This is a genomic window from Microcystis sp. M44BS1 (genome assembly GCF_020244875.1).
In the GTDB taxonomy this organism is placed as follows: Bacteria; Cyanobacteriota; Cyanobacteriia; order Cyanobacteriales; family Microcystaceae; genus Microcystis; species Microcystis panniformis.
This window is the reverse complement of record NZ_JADBVM010000132.1, coordinates 1-19,342: the sequence shown is the minus strand read 5'-3', so window position 1 is coordinate 19,342 and position 19,342 is coordinate 1. Positions and strand designations below refer to the sequence as shown.

13 protein-coding genes, 2 tRNA genes and 2 pseudogenes are annotated in these 19,342 nt (G+C 47.8%); 11 read left to right on the top strand and 6 right to left on the bottom strand.

Translation table 11 applies throughout. The features are described from left to right. Positions 1 to 294 precede the first annotated feature (294 nt). The 5 genes from rpsT (at position 295) to IM515_RS10770 (ending at position 9,271) form a co-directional block, all read left to right on the top strand. On the top strand, positions 295 to 588 hold the full coding sequence (rpsT, locus tag IM515_RS10790) for a 30S ribosomal protein S20 (RefSeq protein ID WP_002765309.1): 294 nt from the start codon (positions 295 to 297) through the stop codon (positions 586 to 588). A gap of 50 nt (positions 589 to 638) precedes the next feature. Then, complete coding sequence (locus tag IM515_RS10785) at positions 639 to 1,418, top strand: TatD family hydrolase (protein ID WP_287627242.1); 780 nt, start codon at positions 639 to 641, stop codon at positions 1,416 to 1,418. 179 nt (positions 1,419 to 1,597) lie between these two features. Beyond that, a complete protein-coding gene (gene rpoB, locus IM515_RS10780) occupies positions 1,598 to 4,909 on the top strand; it encodes a DNA-directed RNA polymerase subunit beta (protein WP_002765311.1) in 3,312 nt (1,103 codons plus the stop codon). A gap of 12 nt (positions 4,910 to 4,921) precedes the next feature. Continuing rightward, positions 4,922 to 5,047, top strand: coding sequence for a hypothetical protein (locus IM515_RS10775; RefSeq protein ID WP_287697991.1), 126 nt, complete (start codon positions 4,922 to 4,924; stop codon positions 5,045 to 5,047). 216 nt (positions 5,048 to 5,263) lie between these two features. After that, the gene (locus IM515_RS10770; protein ID WP_287629378.1) at positions 5,264 to 9,271 is read left to right on the top strand and encodes a DNA-directed RNA polymerase subunit beta'; all 4,008 of its coding nucleotides are present in this window, start codon (positions 5,264 to 5,266) and stop codon (positions 9,269 to 9,271) included. A gap of 189 nt (positions 9,272 to 9,460) precedes the next feature. Here the strand turns inward: IM515_RS10770 and IM515_RS10765 are convergent. The 3 genes from IM515_RS10765 to IM515_RS10755 all read right to left on the bottom strand — a co-directional run bounded on the left by IM515_RS10765 (position 9,461) and on the right by IM515_RS10755 (position 10,281). Then, positions 9,461 to 9,534, bottom strand: a tRNA-Pro gene (locus IM515_RS10765). Positions 9,535 to 9,574: 40 nt separating this feature from the next. Then, the gene (locus IM515_RS10760) at positions 9,575 to 10,090 is read right to left on the bottom strand and encodes a GNAT family N-acetyltransferase (RefSeq protein WP_002736326.1); all 516 of its coding nucleotides are present in this window, start codon (positions 10,088 to 10,090) and stop codon (positions 9,575 to 9,577) included. A gap of 106 nt (positions 10,091 to 10,196) precedes the next feature. Beyond that, positions 10,197 to 10,281: transfer RNA gene (locus tag IM515_RS10755), tRNA-Ser, on the bottom strand. 607 nt (positions 10,282 to 10,888) lie between these two features. Between IM515_RS10755 and IM515_RS10750 the strand changes: the two genes are divergently transcribed. The 3 genes from IM515_RS10750 (at position 10,889) to IM515_RS10740 (ending at position 16,834) form a co-directional block, all read left to right on the top strand. Next, positions 10,889 to 11,650 carry a peptidylprolyl isomerase gene (locus IM515_RS10750; RefSeq protein ID WP_287629373.1) on the top strand — a complete coding sequence of 254 codons (762 nt, stop codon included), beginning with the start codon at positions 10,889 to 10,891 and terminating at the stop codon, positions 11,648 to 11,650. Positions 11,651 to 11,728: 78 nt separating this feature from the next. Next, on the top strand, positions 11,729 to 14,698 hold the full coding sequence (locus IM515_RS10745) for a peptidase domain-containing ABC transporter (RefSeq protein ID WP_287629372.1): 2,970 nt from the start codon (positions 11,729 to 11,731) through the stop codon (positions 14,696 to 14,698). Positions 14,699 to 15,064: 366 nt separating this feature from the next. Beyond that, positions 15,065 to 16,834, top strand: coding sequence for a beta-barrel domain-containing protein (locus IM515_RS10740; RefSeq protein ID WP_287629370.1), 1,770 nt, complete (start codon positions 15,065 to 15,067; stop codon positions 16,832 to 16,834). Here the strand turns inward: IM515_RS10740 and hisA are convergent. Beyond that, positions 16,831 to 17,592, bottom strand: a complete 762-nt coding sequence (gene hisA / locus IM515_RS10735) for a 1-(5-phosphoribosyl)-5-[(5-phosphoribosylamino)methylideneamino]imidazole-4-carboxamide isomerase (protein ID WP_287629369.1) — start codon at positions 17,590 to 17,592, stop codon at positions 16,831 to 16,833. The two genes, IM515_RS10740 and hisA, sit on opposite strands and share 4 nt — an antisense overlap. Positions 17,593 to 17,643: 51 nt before the next feature. Here hisA and IM515_RS10730 point away from each other — a divergent pair, with 51 nt between their 5' ends. The 3 genes from IM515_RS10730 (at position 17,644) to IM515_RS10720 (ending at position 18,812) form a co-directional block, all read left to right on the top strand. Next, positions 17,644 to 17,802 carry a hypothetical protein gene (locus IM515_RS10730; RefSeq protein ID WP_287697989.1) on the top strand — a complete coding sequence of 53 codons (159 nt, stop codon included), beginning with the start codon at positions 17,644 to 17,646 and terminating at the stop codon, positions 17,800 to 17,802. A 193-nt stretch (positions 17,803 to 17,995) separates the two neighbouring features. Then, positions 17,996 to 18,277 (top strand): photosynthetic electron transport-dependent transcriptional regulator PedR, encoded by a 282-nt coding sequence (pedR, locus tag IM515_RS10725; RefSeq protein WP_002754772.1) that lies wholly within the window; start codon positions 17,996 to 17,998, stop codon positions 18,275 to 18,277. Further along, positions 18,261 to 18,812 carry a TolB family protein gene (locus IM515_RS10720; protein WP_287629367.1) on the top strand — a complete coding sequence of 184 codons (552 nt, stop codon included), beginning with the start codon at positions 18,261 to 18,263 and terminating at the stop codon, positions 18,810 to 18,812. The genes pedR and IM515_RS10720 overlap by 17 nt, the downstream gene beginning before the upstream one ends. A gap of 70 nt (positions 18,813 to 18,882) precedes the next feature. On the opposite strand, the pseudogene IM515_RS10715 reads toward IM515_RS10720, so the two are convergent. Next, positions 18,883 to 19,203, bottom strand: a pseudogene (locus IM515_RS10715) (transposase family protein); the annotation flags it as partial. A gap of 13 nt (positions 19,204 to 19,216) precedes the next feature. Beyond that, positions 19,217 to 19,342 (bottom strand): annotated as a pseudogene (locus IM515_RS10710) (IS630 family transposase); the annotation flags it as partial.

The window sequence follows — 19,342 nt, the reverse complement described above, 5'->3', positions numbered from 1 at the left end:
GAAATGGGGCGAAAGTCTGTGGACTCTGTGTAAGACAGTACATGGTTTTTTAACTGTGGTATGCGACGGTGGTGGAAGCAGAAACTTAAATCGTGAGGTTTAGGAATCGCCGCACTTTTAGGGCGGCGAGGATGTCAACTACACTTCCCCATCGGTGGGAACCCAATCCTGAAAATATCTCTGGGATTGCCCCAATCTTGTCCAGAAAACTCTTGCAACAAATAGCACAAATCTGTTATCATGGTTTGTCTGTGTCCGGATTAACCATACCAGTATTGAGAACAAGAAACGACTGTGGCTAATACAAAGTCTGCACTCAAACGAGTCCAAATCTCCGAAAGAAATCGTCTACGCAACAAAGCGTACAAGTCAGCCGTAAGAACCCTGATCAAAAAATGTCTTGTCGCCGTCTCTTCCTACGGAGCTAACCCCAGCCCGGAAGGGTTAGAAAGCGCCCAACAAGCTCTATCAGAAGCTTACAGTAAAATCGATAAAGCCGTCAAGCGCAACGTCTTGCACCGGAACAACGGCGCTAGAAAAAAAGCCAGTTTAGCCAAAGCTTGGCAAAAAGTTAGCCAAGCTTCCTAAGAAACAATTAAGCTGTAATCAGGACAGACGCAACAAGCGATCGGGGGTCGATGCAATTAATAGATACGCACGTTCATCTGAACTTTGACGTTTTGCAAGCCGACTTGCCCGCTATCTCCGAACGTTGGCGAAGTGTGGGAGTCGTTCATCTGGTTCACTCCTGTGTCGAACCGGAAGAATTTGCGGCGATTAAAGCCATTGCTGATCAATTTCAGGAAATTTCCTTCGCCGTCGGTTTACATCCCCTAGATGCCCAAAAATGGCGAGATAATAGTGCCGATCAGATCGAATCCCTAGCCCGATCTGATCGGCGCGTCGTGGCGATCGGAGAAATGGGTTTAGACTTCTATAAAGCGGATAACCAAGAGCAGCAAAAACAGGTGTTTTGGACGCAACTAGAAATCGCCCATCGTCTCGATAAACCCGTGATTATCCATTGTCGAGATGCAGCCCTGGCAATGCGGGAGGAAATCAGCGCCTTTCGGCAACAAGTGGGCAAAATTGGCGGTGTGATGCACTGCTGGACTGGCAACCCCGAAGAAACTCAATGGTTTTTAGATTTGGGTTTTTATATCAGCTTTAGCGGCATCGTCACCTTCAAAAACAGTAAAACCGTGCAAGCTGCCGCCCAAATTGTTCCCAGCGATCGCCTACTAATCGAAACCGATTGCCCCTTTCTCTCCCCCAATCCCCACCGCGGTAAACCCTGTGAACCCTCTTTCGTCTTCCATGTAGCCGAAACCGTCGCCCGTCTGCGCGGCTATCCGGTCGAAACCCTAGCCGAACAAACCACCCACAACGCCCGCAACTTATTTCAACTCCCCAGTTAAAAAACATAGTTTATTAGCACAGAGCAGGGAATGGGGAAATGGAGAAATGGGGGAATTCAACTAAAACCCTAAAACCCCATCACCCTAAAACCCCATCACCCTAAAACCCCATCACCCAACCCCTCACTGCTCACTGATATTCGACCGTCGCTATCGTGTCATCAGCCCTTGTAACCATAATGAACAATCTTACCTTTAATCTCTTACCCGACCTCATCGAAATCCAACACTCCAGTTTTCGGTGGTTTTTGGAAGAAGGACTGATCGAGGAACTCAACAGCTTTTCCCCCATCAGCGACTATACAGGTAAATTAGAACTACATTTCCTCGGCCAGGACTACAGACTCAAAGAACCGAAATACAACGTCGATGAGGCGAAACGACGCGATAGCAGCTATTCCGTTCAGATGTACGTTCCCACCCGTCTAATCAACAAAGAAACGGGAGAAAACATCGAACAGGAAGTTTTTATCGGCGATTTACCCCTGATGACCGAACGGGGAACCTTTATCATTAACGGGGCCGAACGAGTCATCGTCAATCAGATCGTCCGTTCTCCCGGCGTTTACTACAAAGCCGAAATCGACAAAAATGGTCGCCGTACCTACTCCGCTTCCCTGATTCCCAACCGAGGAGCTTGGTTAAAATTTGAAACCGACAAAAACGGCTTAGTCTGGGTCAGAATCGACAAAACCCGTAAATTATCCGCCCAAGTTCTCCTGAAAGCGATCGGATTGAGCGATAACGAAATCTTTGACTCCCTACGCCATCCCGAATTCTACCAAAAAACCCTCGACAAAGAAGGCAATCCCAGCGAAGAAGAGGCCCTGCTCGACCTCTACCGCAAACTACGCCCCGGGGAACCTCCCACCGTCACTGGCGGGCAACAACTGCTCGAATCGCGCTTTTTTGACAATAAACGCTACGATCTCGGTCGCGTTGGTCGTTATAAACTCAACAAAAAACTACGCCTCAACGTCCCCGATAACCAGCGCGTCCTGACCACCACCGACATCTTAGCGGCGATCGACTACCTAATTAACCTCGAATTTGACATCGGTAACACCGACGACATCGACCACCTCGGCAACCGTCGCGTCCGTTCCGTGGGTGAACTGCTCCAAAACCAAGTGCGAGTAGGTTTAAACCGCTTAGAAAGAATCATTCGGGAACGGATGACCGTCAGCGAATCCCAAAACCTCACCCCCGCTTCCCTAGTCAACCCGAAACCCCTAGTAGCGGCGATTAAAGAATTCTTTGGTTCCTCGCAACTCTCCCAGTTCATGGATCAAACCAATCCCCTAGCGGAATTGACCCATAAACGCCGTATTTCCGCCCTTGGACCTGGCGGGCTCACCCGGGAACGGGCCGGTTTTGCCGTGCGCGACATTCACCCCTCCCACCACGGTCGCATCTGTCCCGTGGAAACCCCAGAAGGTCCCAACGCCGGTTTAATCGGTTCCCTGGCCACCTACGCCCGCGTCAACGACTACGGTTTTATTGAAACCCCCTGTTATGCGGTGGAAAATGGCCGAGTCCGCTACGATCTCCCCGTTAAATACCTCACCGCCGACGAAGAAGACGATCTCAGAGTCGCACCGGGAGACGTGGCCACCGATGAAAATGGTTATATCCTCGGCGAAACTATCCCAGTGCGCTATCGGCAGGAATTCTCCACCACCTCCCCCGAACAAGTGGACTACGTTTGTGTTTCCCCCGTCCAAATTGTCTCGGTGGCCACTTCCCTGATTCCCTTCCTCGAACACGACGACGCTAACCGCGCCCTGATGGGGTCTAATATGCAGCGACAAGCGGTTCCCCTGCTGCGTCCCGAACGTCCCCTTGTGGGTACCGGATTGGAAGCACAGGCCGCTCGCGACTCCGGCATGGTCATCGTTTCCCGTACCAATGGGGTCGTTTCCTACGTCGATGCTAACCGGATTCGCATCAAAGTGGCGGATGAAGACAAAGAGATTTTTGGCAAGAGCGAGATCGAGTACGAAATTCAGAAATATCAACGCTCTAACCAAGATACCTGCCTAAATCAGCGTCCTTTAGTCTATCAAGGGGAACAAGTTGTGCCGGGGCAGATCCTCGCCGATGGTTCCGCCACCGAAGGAGGAGAAATCGCCCTCGGCCAGAATATCCTCGTCGCCTATATGCCCTGGGAAGGCTATAACTACGAAGACGCGATTTTAATCAGCGAAAGACTGGTGGCACAAGACACCTACACCAGCATCCACATTGAAAAATACGAAATCGAAGCTCGTCAAACTAAACTCGGACCTGAGGAAATCACCAGGGAAATTCCCAACGTCGGTGAAGATGCCCTGCGAAACCTCGATGAACGCGGTATTATTCGCATCGGTGCCTGGGTAGAAGCCAGCGATATTCTCGTGGGGAAAGTCACCCCGAAAGGCGAATCAGACCAACCCCCCGAAGAAAAACTACTGCGGGCAATTTTCGGCGAAAAGGCCCGGGATGTACGGGATAACTCCCTCCGCGTCCCCAACGGCGAAAAAGGCCGGGTAGTGGATGTGCGGGTATTTACTCGCGAACAGGGAGATGAATTACCCCCCGGGGCCAATATGGTGGTACGGGTTTACGTTGCCCAAAAACGCAAAATCCAAGTGGGCGATAAAATGGCGGGTCGTCACGGCAATAAAGGGATTATTTCTCGGATTCTACCCCTAGAAGATATGCCCTACCTCCCCGATGGTCGTCCCGTCGATATCGTTCTCAATCCCCTAGGGGTTCCCAGTCGCATGAACGTCGGTCAGGTGTTTGAATGTTTACTGGGTTGGGCCGGCGAAAATCTGGGCGTGCGCTTTAAGATTACTCCCTTTGATGAAATGTATGGGGAAGAAGCCAGCCGTTTAACCGTCCACGGATTGCTAGAAAATGCCTCGAAAAAACCCAATCGCGATTGGGTGTTCAAGGAAGAACACGCAGGTAAAGTCACGGTTTACGATGGTCGCACCGGCGAACCCTTTGACCGTCCCGTTACCGTCGGTATGGCCTATATGTTAAAACTGGTTCACCTAGTTGATGATAAAATTCACGCCCGTTCTACCGGTCCCTACTCCTTGGTTACTCAGCAACCCCTGGGCGGTAAAGCTCAACAGGGGGGTCAACGCTTCGGAGAAATGGAAGTCTGGGCCCTGGAGGCCTACGGGGCAGCCTATACCTTGCAGGAATTGCTCACGGTGAAATCTGATGATATGCAAGGACGGAATGAGGCTTTAAATGCGATCGTAAAAGGCAAGCCGATTCCCCGCCCAGGTACGCCAGAATCCTTTAAGGTTTTGATGCGAGAATTGCAATCCCTCGGCCTCGATATCGCCGTTCACAAGGTGGAAAATGCCCCCGATGGTACTTCCCGCGATGTGGAGGTGGATCTGATGGTCGATGTCGGTCGTCGCGCCCCCTCTCGCCCCACCTACGAATCTTTAACCACGGAAGACTTTGAGGAAGAAGAATCGGAAGTGTAATTTCAGTTATCAGTGAGCAGTTATCAGTTATCAGTGAGAAGTCAGGTGATGGGGAAATGGGGAAATGGGGAAATGGGGAAATGGGGAAATGGGGAAATGGGGAAATGGGGGAATGGGGGAATTCAACTAAAACCCTAAAACCCTAAAACCCTAAAACCCCAACACCCCAACACCCTAAAACCCTAAAACCCTAAAACCCTAAAACCCCAACACCCCAACACCCTAAAACCCTAAAACCCTAAAACCCCAACACCCTAAAACCCCAACACCCCACACCTAACCCCTATAACCAATATTGTTACTGTTCACCGATGGCTGATAGCTAATAGCTGTTTACTTGTTACTGGGATCGAGATGTTTTATAACCAAACTGTTGACAAAGGAAAACTGAAAAAACTGATCGCTTGGGCCTATCAAAACTACGGTTCGGCGCGCTGTTCACAAATGGCCGATGAATTGAAAAACCTCGGGTTTCGTTTCGCTACCAAAGCAGGGGTTTCCATTAGTGTGGATGATTTAACCGTACCGCCGGCTAAACGACAGATGATCGAAAGTGCCGAACAGGAAATTCGGCAAACCGAACAGCGTTATGTGCGCGGGGAAATCACCGAAGTGGAACGCTTCCAAAAAGTAATTGATACTTGGAATAGTACATCTGAATCACTTAAAGATGAAGTGATTCGCAACTTCCAAGTGACCGATCCCCTCAACTCCGTCTATATGATGGCTTTCTCCGGGGCGCGGGGTAATATGAGCCAAGTGCGTCAGTTAGTGGGAATGCGGGGATTAATGGCTAATCCCCAGGGGGAAATTATTGACCTCCCGATTAAGACTAACTTCCGGGAAGGATTGACCGTTACCGAATACGTTATTTCCTCCTACGGGGCGCGCAAAGGTTTAGTTGATACGGCCCTACGGACGGCAGATTCCGGTTATCTGACCCGTCGTCTAGTGGATGTGTCCCAAGATGTCATCGTCCGCGAGGCAGATTGTGGCACCAATCGTTACATCGAATTAACTGCTATGACCGATGGCGATCGCGTGTTAATTCCCTTAAGCGATCGCCTATTAGGTCGTTCCTTGGCCGAAGATGTGGTGGTCAAGGGAGAAGTGATCGCCACCCGCAACCAGATTATCGATGATGAAACCGCCGAAAAACTGGGCAAACTGGTCGATAAAATCAAAGTCCGCAGCCCCTTAACCTGTGAAGCGGCCCGCTCGGTTTGTCAAACCTGTTACGGTTGGAGTCTGGCCCACGGTCATCCGGTGGATATGGGGGAAGCAGTGGGAATTATTGCCGCCCAATCGATCGGGGAACCGGGGACTCAGTTAACCATGCGTACCTTCCACACCGGGGGCGTATTTACCGGAGAAGTGGCCCGACAAGTGCGGAGTCCCTTCGAGGGAACCGTGCGTTTTCTGCCGGGGTTAAGTATCCGTAACGTGCGAACTCGCCACGGGGATGAACGGGACCAGGTGGAGGCACCGGGGGAAATTAAATTAACACCCAAGGATAAAACTAAAGAAACTGTCACCTACTCTTTAACTCCGGGGTCGCTGCTATTTGTCACCGATGGGGCAACGGTAAGCGAGGAACAGTTACTAGCGGAAATAACCTCCGATAAAGTCCAAAAATCCACGGAAAAAGCCACAAAAGACGTAACCAGTGACTTAGCCGGCGAGGTGCTATTCTCCCAATTAGTCCCAGAGGAAAAAACTGATCGCCAAGGCAATACCACCCGCATCGCCCAACGGGGGGGATTACTATGGATTCTCTCCGGAGAAGTGTATAACTTGCCAACCGGGGCCGAACCTGTGGTCAGTAACGGCGATCAAGTACAAGTGGGGGATGTTCTAGCGGAAACTAAGTTAGTATCCACTAACGGCGGTTTGGTGCGTTTAGCCCCCAATAGCCGGGAAATCGATATCGTCACCGCTTCCGTGTCTTTGGATCAGGCCGAAGTAAAAGTGGAAAGTAGCGCTGGTCGGGAACAATTTATTATTCATACGGTCGATGGTCAACGCTTCCTGCTGAAAACCACTCCGGGGACAAAAGTACAGAATCATGCCATTGTCGCCGAGTTAATCGATGATCGCTATCAAACCCACACCGGCGGCATGATTAAATACGTCGATATCGAAGTCGCCAAAGGCAGCCGTAAACAGGGTTATGAAATCACCAAAGGCGGCACGATCCTCTGGATTCCCGAAGAAACCCACGAAGTCAATAAAGATATCTCCCTCTTACAGGTGGAAGATGGGCAGTATGTGGAAGCAGGGGAAGAAGTGGTTAAAGACATCTTCTGCAACTCTAGCGGTGTGGTGGAAGTGATCCAGAAAAATGACATCCTCCGGGAGATTATTGTGAAACCGGGGCTGTTATTTATGGATCTCGAACCAGAATCCTCCGGAATTGCCCAAGAACAGTTAATTTACCCGGGGACACAGTTGACTCCCGAAGTGACGATCGAGGAGTTACGGCAAGCGGAATGGGTGGAAACTAACGAGGGTTTAGGATTACTGCTGCGACCAGTACAGGAGTTCACCGTAGAAGACCAATCCACTTCTCCCACCCAAGGTTCCGCTAACCAAGAAGGAGGACGACATATCGAACTGCGATCGGTGCAGCGCATTTTCTTTAAAGACGGGGAAAGAGTTAAATCCGTCGAGGGTTGTCAACTGATCAGCACCCAATTAGTCCTAGAAATTTCTAGCGAAGAACCAGAATCGGTCTCCCATCTGACGGCCGATATCGAGTTAGAACCGATTGAGGACAGCGATTGTCAGCGTTTACAGTTAGTTATTCTCGAATCCCTGGTGCTGCGTCGAGATAGTGATAATGATCCTTTAGGGGGTAATATTCAGACTCGCGTTCTCGTCCAAGATGGCGATGAAATTCCACCGGGGGCAGTGGTGGCCCGCACCGAAATCCAGTGCAAGGAAGCTGGAGAAATTCGCGGGATTCGCAAGGGTAGCGAAGCGGTACGCCGTCTTTTAATTGTCAGTGACCGTGACGAGTTTATTCTCCCGTTCGCTGTTGCTCCCACCGTCAAAGCTGGGGATCTGGTAATCGCCGAAGCTGAGATCGCTGCCGGAGTTTTAGCCCCCAATTCCGGTCAAGTGCTGGCCGTTGACCAAACCACCACCGGCTATGAAATCCGTCTGCGTAAGGCCCGACCCTACCGAGTATCGGCGGGGGCCATTCTGCACATCGATGAGGGAGATCTTGTCCAACGGGGCGATAATTTGGTGCTGTTGGTGTTTGAGCGCTCGAAAACCGGGGATATCATTCAAGGTTTACCCAGAATCGAAGAACTGCTCGAAGCCCGCAAACCGAAAGAGGCTTGTGTCTTAGCACGCAAACCGGGAGTTTGTCAAGTGGAGTACCAAGATTCTGAGATTGTCGATATTAAGGTGGTCGAGGATGACGGCACGATCAGTGAATATCCGCTTTTAGGCAGTCAAAACCCCCTGGTGAGCGATAATCAGCGTATCGATGCGGGTCAGGCGTTAACCGATGGTCAGGCTAATCCCCACGAGATTTTAGAGGTGTTCTTTAATTATTATGTGGATAGCTTGGGCAGTTACGAGGCGGCCTTAAAAGCCTTGGAAAAAACCCAGATGTTCCTCGTTGATCAGGTACAGTCGGTTTACCAATCCCAGGGGATCGATATTGCCGATAAACACATCGAAGTGATCGTGCGTCAGATGACCTCTAAGGTGCGGATCGATGACGGCGGCGATACCAGTATGTTGCCCGGGGAATTGTTGGAATTGCGACAAGTGGAGACGGTAAATGAAGCCATGTCAATCACCGGCGGGGCGGCGGCTAAATATACGCCTGTACTACTGGGAATCACCAAAGCTTCCCTGAATACCGATAGCTTTATCAGTGCCGCCTCCTTCCAAGAAACCACCCGCGTCCTCACGGAAGCGGCGATCGAAGGCAAGTCCGACTGGTTACGGGGTCTCAAGGAAAACGTGATTATCGGTCGTCTGATTCCGGCGGGTACTGGCTTCAATTCCCACGAAAACATGGCGGGGATCAGCGATTACGCCCCCCCAGAGGAGGAATATAACTACAACAACAATCGTGGTTATTACGCTGCCCCCAGCAGTCCCAGTTTCCCTCCTCGTCCCGGTTTCGGCGATAGTAGTGACGATAGCGATATGATTCTTGACGATCAAACCGCTCGCGCCTACGCTGAGGGTGATGTGGTCGATTTAGAGGATGATGAAATGGCTTTCCTCTCCTCCCGCGGCAGCAGTCGCTTTAGTCGCCAACCCATCAGCGACAGCTGGTCAGAAGCCGATGAGGAAGGGGATGAGGACGATTTCGAGGGGGATTACGAAGAAGAATAATCGTCTGTAGATATCTTAAAAGGAGGAGTGGCCGGAAAAACCCTTGTTATTCCCCAAAAACCTCCTCCTTCTCTCCCCAAACTCCCTACTTTTCCCGCTAACTCACCAGAGTTTGGCAATAAAAGAAGGCAGCCTTTTTTGTCAACCGGAAAGGAGACAAAGTAAGGATTTGAAGAATTTTCTCTCCAGTCGGGATGACAGGATTTGAACCTGCGGCATCCTGCTCCCAAAGCAGGCGCGCTACCAAGCTGCGCTACATCCCGAAGTAAACTCTTTTTTTAGTATAGCCTAAGAGCCGCATTCTTAATCGGGATACCAAAACATCCCTTTGATACCTTCGGGATCGAGAACAAAACCGAGACGACGATAGAAATCCACCACCTGCGGATCGGCGAAAAGAGTTATATTACTGATGTCCTCACCCCGCAACTTCCTGATCATAAATTTCATTAATGCTTTACCAAAACCCTTACTTTGATAGTGAGGATGAACAACCACATCCCAGACTGTAGCATTAAAAGCATGATCGGAAGTGGCACGAGCAAAACCCACTAAACGACGGCGATTACCTCGCACTTCCCACATCGACACCACTAAAAAACTACATTCGATCGCCTTTTTAACTTTGCGTAAAGGACGACGGGCCCAACCTACCGAGTCACAAAGTTCTTCTAACTCATATAGGTCTAGCTCTCGATCGGTACTAAAAAACACTCGCGTCTGTCCGAGGTCATTCTGGGCAACCTCTACCAAGTCTCCCGAATAGTCAGGTGATGCAGTGACTTCCGAGCTATTAAACAATCTTTTCCAAAAAACCATGCCGGGGGGCTACTGCCTCAATATTATCCTTTTAGCCTAGTATATTTTATTTTCCCCTCTCTAAGAACAATCGGGCAACCGGAGTCCAAATTTGATTGGTTGAGTACGGAGAGGGTGGGATTTGAACCCACGAACCATTGCTGGTTACTCGATTTCAAGTCGAGCGCAATCGACCACTCTGCCACCTCTCCAAGGCAGTACAGGATTACATTCTATCATTAGAACTCTTGCATAAATCAAAAAATTTTCCGCAAATGCAGGGAAAAGGGTTGCATATTAGACCTCTTGCAGAAATCAAAAATCGTTGTTAGGGTTGAGAGTCAGTAGCCATTAGTCAGTAGTCAGGAGAATTAAGAATGAATAATAATCAATTAAATCGTCTATTTACATATTTTATGCCATTTAATCCTTATTTTTGCCGTTTTTGAACCATGAAAAATTAATTAGGGTTGGCTGAATAAATCTGTTGGTGGGGTTAGGAGTCAGTTATCAGTTATCAGTTATCAGTTATCAGTTATCAGTTCACTGAGAAAACTCCCCACACCCCACACCCCACACCCCCCTGCCCCCCCGATGTCGGGGGGGTTGGGGGGGTCACACCCTACACCCCACACCCACCAAGATGACCGACTTGTTTGTTTAATTTCTGTAATTTTCGGCTTTCAAAGGGGAAAACTCAAATTAGAATAGGGAGGGGTGCCTTAAAATTGCTGTTTTGGCGTATAATCACCTCAATAAAATTTAGAAGCTCCTAGAGTTGATAGTTTTAAACATTTCTGTGAGGAAAATGTATTTATTATGAGTTCAATTATTGAAATCGGCGACCAAAAACTTAGCGAGTCAGAGGTATTGCCTCTTTTGGCAAAATATGGTATGTTACCCCAGTTAATCCGGGAAGTAATTGTTGATCGAGCGATCGCCAATATCACCTGCAATCCCGAAGAAAGAAACGCCGCCTATTCCCGTTTCTACCAAAATAATCAAATTGCCAACGATGAACAAATGAAATCTTGGTTACGACAAAACGGGATGGATTCCGAACAACTAGAATATCTAATTCTGCGGGACATTAAATTGGAAAAATTTAAACAGGAGACTTGGGATAACAAAGTAGAATCCTACTTCTTGCAAGTCAAAAATCAATTGGATAAGGTGGTTTATTCGCTGATTCGGACAAAAAATATCGGCATTGCCCAAGAACTATTTTTCCGGATACAGGATCGAGAAACTAGCTTCGCTGAACTAGCTAAAAAATACTCCCAAGGAGCAGAAGCGGAAACCGGAGGACTAATCGGACCTGTGGAACTGAGCGCTCCCCATCCCCAGATCGGGCAAATTCTCAAAGCGTGTAAACCGGGGCAACTGTGGCCACCGACGCAAGTGGGAGAATGGGTCGTAATTGTCCGGTTAGAAAAATATTTATCCTGTGAACTGGATCCTCCCACCCGTCAACGCTTACGCAATGATTTATTCCAACAATGGTTAACGGCTCAAATGCAAACAGTGAAATTTATCTCCGAATCAAACCCAGTCAATAGCGAGCAGTTATCGGTTATATAATAGCATTCCTCGGAAAACCGGGTTTACCCGGTCTTTTCGCCTAATTATTTGCCAATCTAGTCAATTTTCGCCCAGCCAATGAGTTATACCACTTTAGATTTTACCGCCTTTCTGGAGACTGTACAGCCCTTTGATCGCCTGCCCGTCGAGGTTAGACGTTCTCTAGGCCAGAAATTACAACCCCTTCGCTATGAGATGGGCAATGCGATCCTTAAGTGCGACCGCTTACCTTCTCACCTCGTCTTTCTCTACGAGGGAGAGGCCAGACTTTTGGGTTACGATGCTAGGGTTAACAATCCGTTGCCGGTTACTTTGGCTAAATTGCAGCCGGGCGATTTATTCGGGTGGATCAGTCTCCTGCGCGGTAGCCCCTGTGAAACGGTGATCGCTTCTTCGGAAGTCACTATCTGTTTAACCTTAAAAGAAGAGGATTTTTGGTCTTTAATCAATAATTACCGAGAATTTAAGCAGTATTTCTTTGAACAAACCTCGATCGCTGAAGTTTATGCTCTCCTAGGCTCCTATCTTAATCAACAGGCCTGGGGTGGGGGGGACCTGAAAGAAATGGCACAGGCCCTTTTAAACAAAGCTTGTGTGTCCTACGACCAGATTAACGATGATTATCTCTGGTTAGTCAGCGAAAATACTGATAATTATCCTATCGGCACAGTTATCACCCAGAATAATCTGACTAACACCCGCTTATTAGGTCTTTCCTCCGCTCAGTTAGACGAATTCTTGACAGTTGCAACCGAAGCGGCTGCGGAAACAGAAACAGATGATATCTGGGAAACCCAAGTCATCAAGGGAAATAAACCCACCCAGGTATTAGATATCCCCCAAGGAAGAATCAGCGACATCACCAGCGATATCGACCTTGAAAAAACTGTCCAGAAAAACCGCAAGTCATATCCTTTTTTCGGGGGAAAAACGGAACTAGAGGCGGTGAGTGCCTGTTTTCAGATGCTCTGCAAATATTTTAATATCCCCTTTCGCAAGGACGTGATCCAACGCATCCTAGGGGATCAATTGCAAAGAACTGGCAGCCTTTCCCTGCCCCTGTGTGGGGCTGTGGCCGAGGTAGTGGGACTCCATAGCCAATTAGTACCTTTACCTGCTACTTCCTTGCCCAATATCAACCCTCCTGCCCTAATTCGCTGGCAAGACAGCATCGTTATCCTCTACGAAATCAATCAACGGGAAACCACGATCGCCGTTCCCCAAAGGGGGATAATTAAACGCAAAACCAGCGAATTTCTGGAATCTTGGGACGAAAAAGGGGAAGTAATTCTGCTCAAACCCACCAAACACACCCAGCAACAGCGTTTTGGATTATCATGGTTTTGGCCTTCTGTCAAGAAACATAAACGAGTCTTAATAGAAGTTTTTATCGCTTCTTTCTTCGTGCAGTTATTTGCCCTGGCCAATCCCTTGATGATTCAGGTGATCATCGATAAAGTGATCGTGCAGAATAGCCCAGAAACTCTGAACACCCTCGGGGTTTTCCTCTTAGTAATTGCCGTTTTTGAGGGGATTTTAACCTTTTTGAGAACATCTCTTTTTGTCGATACCACTAACCGCATCGACATGACCCTCGGTTCAGAAATTATCGATCACCTGCTGCGCTTACCCCTGAAATACTTTGAACGGCGGCCCGTGGGGGAAATTTCGACAAGAATCAACGAGTTAGAGAATATTCGGCAATTTTTAACGGGTACAGCCCTAACGGTGGTATTAGATGCCATTTTCTCGGTTATCTACATCGTGGTTATGTTGATCTATAGCCCGATTTTAACCTTCTGGGCCCTGGGAGTCGTGCCGATTTTAGTTCTCTCCACAGCTATTTTCGCACCGATCGTGCGGCGACAACTGCGAGCAAAAGCCGAACGAAACGCCGAAACCCAATCCTATCTCGTGGAGGTAATGACAGGAATTCAAACGGTGAAAGCACAGAATATCGAATTGCGTTCCCGTTGGCAGTGGCAAGAACGTTATGCACGCTATGTGGCCGAAGGTTTTCAAACGGTAATGACCTCAACTTTGGCTGGCTCCTTTAGTCACTTCTTTAACCAATTATCGGGTTTATTGGTGCTGTGGGTGGGAGCAGCCTTAGTTTTAGACCAAAAACTCACCCTTGGTCAATTAATCGCCTTCCGGATTATCGCTTCCTACGTTACCTCGCCGATTCTGCGTTTGACCCAACTCTGGCAAAACTTCCAAGAAACTGGCTTATCCCTGGAAAGATTAGCCGATATCGTCGATACTCCCCAAGAAGCGGAACTCGATCGCCAAAACATCCCCATGCCCTTAATTAAAGGCACTGTCACCTACGAAAACCTCGCTTTCCGCTTCAATCCCCACGGCGCCCTGCAACTATACAACGTCAACTTAGAATTCCCCGCCGGTACTTTTGTCGCTTTGGTGGGAGAAAGTGGCGCCGGAAAAAGTACCATCACTAAACTATTAGCCCGTCTCTACGAGCCAGAATCGGGACGGATTCTCATCGATGGCTATGATATCAACAAAGTGGAACTCTATTCCCTGCGTCGTCAAATCGGCATGGTTCCCCAAGAAACCCTATTATTTGACGGTACGGTACAGGAAAATATCGCCCTGACTAACCCCGATGCGACTGTGGAGGAAATTGTCTCGGCAGCGAAAGCAGCCGCAGCCCACGAATTTATTATGACCCTGCCCAATGGCTATAATACCCGCGTCGGTGAACGGGGGGCATCCCTATCGGGGGGACAACGACAACGGGTTGCGATCGCTCGTTCCGTCCTGCAAAGACCGCAAATTCTCATTCTTGATGAGGCCACCAGCGCCCTCGACTATAACACCGAACGGCAAGTGTGTCTGAATCTCAAGGAAGCTTTCAAGGATCATACGGTCTTCTTTATTACCCATCGTTTAGCTTCGATCAAATCCGCCGATATTATTGTCATGATGGATAAAGGGACAGTAGCGGAGGAAGGCACCCACGAGGAATTAATGGCCAAAAAAGGCCTTTACTATACTCTCTATAAACAACAGGATTCGCAAATCTAGTCAGTCGGTCGTCAGTTATCAGTTATCAGTTATCAGTTATCAGTTATCAGTTATCAGTTATCAGTTATCGGTTATCGGTTCACTGATCACTGAAAAAATAAATAGGGCTGGCTGAATAAATCTAAAAACCTTGTTGGATAATATTTTTAGGCTTTTTTGAAATCAAAAAGTACCAGCCTTTGGAGTGATCGGGGGGGAAATTTAGGCACTTTTTCCCTGAAAATTAGGTAATTGACCGCCTGAAAATCGGTAAAACCCCACACCCTACACCCCACCTGCCCCCCCGATGTCGGGGGGGTTGGGGGAGGTCACACCCTACCCCCACGAAAAACTTTTTCAGCAAACCCTAAATATAGGAGAATCTTCATGAACGGTAATTCTAACAACGGTCAAAACGGCAACGGCAATGGTAAAAGCGATGAACTGACCCAAGCGGGTAAAAACGTGGCTACTACCACGAAAAATAAAAGTATTACCCCTTCTTTACCCACTTTCAGCCCACCAGAACAATCGGTGATCCTGAAACAATCACCCATTTGGTCGCGGACGATTATCTGGACATTAATGAGTGTCACCACTGCCGCTTTAATTTGGTCAGCGCTCGCCAAAATCGAGCAGGTGGTCGGCGCTCAAGGACAACTTAAACCCCAGGGGAAAGTGCAAGAAGTACAAGCACCGGTGAATGGGGTAGTACAGGAAGTTAAAGTTAAAGACGGCGATCGAGTTAACAAAGGTGATGTACTGGTTTTAATGGATTCCAGTGCCTCGCAAGTGCAGTTAGAATCCTTGAAAAAAATTCGCACCACTGCCGAGAAGGAAAATCAATTCTATCGTCTCTTAATGGCGCAGGATCTGACACCAGCACAAGTGGAGAGTTCAATTGCTCAATTAAAATTACCGAGCGAAATCGCCGATTTAGCCCGTAATCGTGCCGCTTTGGTGGCAGAAAATCAACTTTACCAAGCACAGGTCAATGAAGGTGCCTCTAGCGATGCTTTAGAAGGGGAGCAATTAGCTCGTTTAGATGCTGCCCGACGGGAGGCCAATTCTCGACAAGCGGCCGCTAGATTGGAAATGGAACAATTAGCAAAACAATTGAACCAAACCAGGGTACAGTTGGCCGATGCCCGCTCGCAATTAATCAAAGATCGTTTAGTCTTAGAAGAAATTAAGACTCGTAATGCCAATTCGATGAAACAGGGCCAAGAAAGCTTGGATATCGAGCGTAATATTCTTAACGATATTGAACCCTTGGGAGAAGAAGGGGCGATCGCCCGTTATCAGATTAATAAACAAAAACAATCGGTAACTGATCGCCAGAATGAACTGCAGCAGCAAGAGGCTAACGGCGAAATCGATCGAGAAAAACAAGAGAAAGAAGTACAAACCCGCATCGCCGAAATTTCCCGCCTGGAACAGGAAGAAAAGCGTTATTCCCTGTTGATCTCCCAAGCGGGAGAAAAGCTGATTAATACCACAGTAATCACCGAAAAAGATGTGCGCGATAAAATGGCGGACAATCAAAAACGGATCGCTGAAATCGATAGTCAGATCAGTCGCATTATTATTGATAACAACAAGCGCATTGCTGAGTTAGATAGTCAAATTAGTCAAGCACAACAGACGATTAAATATCAAAAAATTACCGCCCCCATCGATGGTGTGGTCTTCGATCTCAAGGCGCGGCCTGGGTTTGTTCCCCAACCGAGTCAAGCGGAAGCATTGTTAAAAATTGTTCCCGATGGCTGTCCCACCCAGATCAAAGATGCCGCTAAAGGTTGTTTAGTGGCAGAGGTGGACGTGACTAACCAAGACATCGGTTTTGTGCGTGTGGGACAAAAGGCTGATATTCGCATTGATTCCTTTTCCTACAGTGAATACGGCGATATTAAGGGAGAAGTAATCTCGATCGGTTCCGATGCTTTACCTCCCGACGAAAATCACCGTTTTTATCGGTTCCCTGTCCGGGTAAGCTTGAACAGTCAAGAGTTAGTTTTGAAAGATAAATCCACTCTGCCGCTGCAATCGGGGATGTCTGTGAGCGTTAACATCAAAGTCAATGAAAATCGCACTGTTTTGGGACTATTTACCGATATGTTCAATAAACAGGTGGATACTCTCAAACAAGTCCGTTAAGCGAAAAAATTCGGGGGTACATCCTGCCAACGGCCCGATCCGATCGCGTTAATCGCTTCCGAGAGGTTCACTGCACCAGTATAAAGGGCGCGGCCCACGATTACCCCCGTTACTCCCAAAGGTTCCAAAGACAATAAACTCAGTAGGTCCGTCAGGGAACTAATACCCCCAGAGGCGATCACGGGAATTTCGACAGATTCAGCTAATTCTCGCAAAGCCGCCAGATTAGGGCCAGAAAGCGTGCCATCTCGATGAATATCAGTGTAAATAATCGTGCTGGCTCCTCTTTTTGCCATATCTTGACCAAGAGCGATCGCATCTACCGCAGAAGTTTCTAACCAACCCCTGGTGGCAACTTTGCCATCGCGAGCATCAATACCGACAATTATTTGCCCCGGAAAGCTTTGACAAAGTTCGCTGACTAATTCGGGCTTTTCTACGGCTACTGTCCCGACAATCGCCTTTTCTACCCCGATTTTTAGGAGATTACTCACCGTTTCTACATCCCGCAGTCCACCCCCCACCTGTACGGGAATGGCAATATCATTAAGAATTGTTTCAATAGTTGACAAATTAACCGATTTACCCTCTTTGGCTCCATCCAAATCAACTAAATGTAATCTGGTTGCCCCCTGATTGACCCATTCTCGCGCCACTATTGCGGGATTATCGTTAAAAACCTGCGATTGTTGGTAATCTCCCTGATAAAGTCGCACACATTTGCCATCGAGAATATCAATAGCGGGGATAACTTCCATGTTTTTCTCAATATCTAACTAAAGAGCGTTTTTTATTATATAGTACCAGCCTTGTCAGTTATCAGTTATCAGTTATCAGTTATCAGTTATCAGTTATCAGTTATCGGGAGTCAGGAGTCAGGAGTCAGTTATCAGGAGTCAGGAGTTAGGAGACGGGAGATTATTTTTATTTATTCTCCCCACACCCCACACCCCACACCCGGCCCCTAGGAAAAGCTTTTTGCCGCAAACCATCTGTATTAAGTGTGCATGATCAAATGGCAGTAACAGTGCTGTCTTTTCACTGATTACTCTTTACTGGACGGCTACGCCGTGCCTTTGGCAACACTGATTACTGATTATCGATTCCTGGGGAAAAAATTCTTCTAGAATGATAAGTACATATACGAGAGGAATTATACTCATGTCTGCTGGGAAGTTTCAAACAGCCGCTTCATTATCCGATCGAGAGCTAGAAATACTCGATTTAGTGGCTAATGGTTTAACCAATCAAGAAATCTCGGAAAAGCTAGAGATTAGTAAGCGTACCGTTGATAATCATATTAGTAATATCTTGACAAAAACAAAAACCGATAATCGGGTGGAATTGGTGCGTTGGGCATTGCATTGGGGTAAAGTTTGTCTTGATGATATTAATTGTTGTATCCTTCCTTCCCCGGTGCCGACCGATGATCAGGTTTCCTAAACTTCTGCGACTTTTGCTTGCGGTTAATATCATCAGTCTGGGGGGATGTAGTGATGCGGGTTTTGTCACCCCTCCCCAACAGCTTTTAGGAAATACTTTAAATACCCCTTCCTCGGAAGATAATCCCCGTTTTAACTACGATGGTCGTTATCTGGTTTTTGCCTCCGATCGCAGGGGTCAACGAACGGTTTATTTATTCGATCGAGTGGCTAATCGTTTAGTTCCCCTACCCGGGTTAAATCAAGCAAAAACCTATCAAGATCAACCGGATATTAGTGCCGATGGTCGTTATATTGTTTATGTGTCGGAACAGTCCGGTAAACCCGATATATATATTTATGATCGACAAACTCTGCAAGCAAAAAATCTCACCGAAAATATTTTAGGAGAAGTGCGTCGTCCGACGATTAGTGGGAACGGTCGTTTTATTGCTTTTGAAAGTAATCGTTTCGGTCAATGGAATCTGGAAATATTCGATCGAGGTAGCGAAATTTCTCCTTCTTTACCCCCGATCAATTCTTCCCCGTCCCGATAGTATTGGGGGAAAAGGGAGAAGGGTGTGGGGAGACCACTTCGTGCGCGTTGCGGGGGAGATGGGAGAGGAGAATATCCACACGACCTGGAATCCCTCCACGCTTACTTTTTGCTCCGTCTCGACTCTTTCTTTTTCCTCGTCCAGCCGCGTTAGGTATTCTTGATACTTTCCACAGTCAAGGGTAGTTCTGATCGATCATTTGATAGATGGTTTCGTGACTGAGAGATTCTTGACTGGTTCTTTTCAGACGACCTGCTATTTGTTCCGGACTATGATAATATTTCAATCCTTTTTTCACCAACTCTAAGGCCGACTCGCTGACATTTTTAAAGGGTTGTTTGGCATTTTTGGTGCGCGTCTCGCTTTGAGCTTGTGCTGTGTCAGGTAGATAAGCTTTTACGCATTTAAGTTACATTGACAGCATTACCCTTATTTTTAAGTTTTCTACTCCATTTAATAATCAATCCCCCTTCATTTAAAAGCTGATTGACTACTTTTTCCAGTTCTTCTTTATTTTCAAATTCTCGATT

What these genes read in the sequence shown, in the direction of transcription:
- IM515_RS10785 (WP_287627242.1), top strand. Translation starts at nt 639, where the DNA reads ATGCAATTAATAGATACGCACGTTCATCTGAACTTTGACGTTTTGCAA.
- rpoB (WP_002765311.1), top strand. Translation starts at nt 1,598, where the DNA reads ATGAACAATCTTACCTTTAATCTCTTACCCGACCTCATCGAAATCCAA.
- IM515_RS10770 (WP_287629378.1), top strand. Translation starts at nt 5,264, where the DNA reads ATGTTTTATAACCAAACTGTTGACAAAGGAAAACTGAAAAAACTGATC.
- IM515_RS10760 (WP_002736326.1), bottom strand. Translation starts at nt 10,090, where the DNA reads ATGGTTTTTTGGAAAAGATTGTTTAATAGCTCGGAAGTCACTGCATCA.
- IM515_RS10750 (WP_287629373.1), top strand. Translation starts at nt 10,889, where the DNA reads ATGAGTTCAATTATTGAAATCGGCGACCAAAAACTTAGCGAGTCAGAG.
- IM515_RS10745 (WP_287629372.1), top strand. Translation starts at nt 11,729, where the DNA reads ATGAGTTATACCACTTTAGATTTTACCGCCTTTCTGGAGACTGTACAG.
- IM515_RS10740 (WP_287629370.1), top strand. Translation starts at nt 15,065, where the DNA reads ATGAACGGTAATTCTAACAACGGTCAAAACGGCAACGGCAATGGTAAA.
- hisA (WP_287629369.1), bottom strand. Translation starts at nt 17,592, where the DNA reads ATGGAAGTTATCCCCGCTATTGATATTCTCGATGGCAAATGTGTGCGA.
- pedR (WP_002754772.1), top strand. Translation starts at nt 17,996, where the DNA reads ATGTCTGCTGGGAAGTTTCAAACAGCCGCTTCATTATCCGATCGAGAG.
- IM515_RS10720 (WP_287629367.1), top strand. Translation starts at nt 18,261, where the DNA reads ATGATCAGGTTTCCTAAACTTCTGCGACTTTTGCTTGCGGTTAATATC.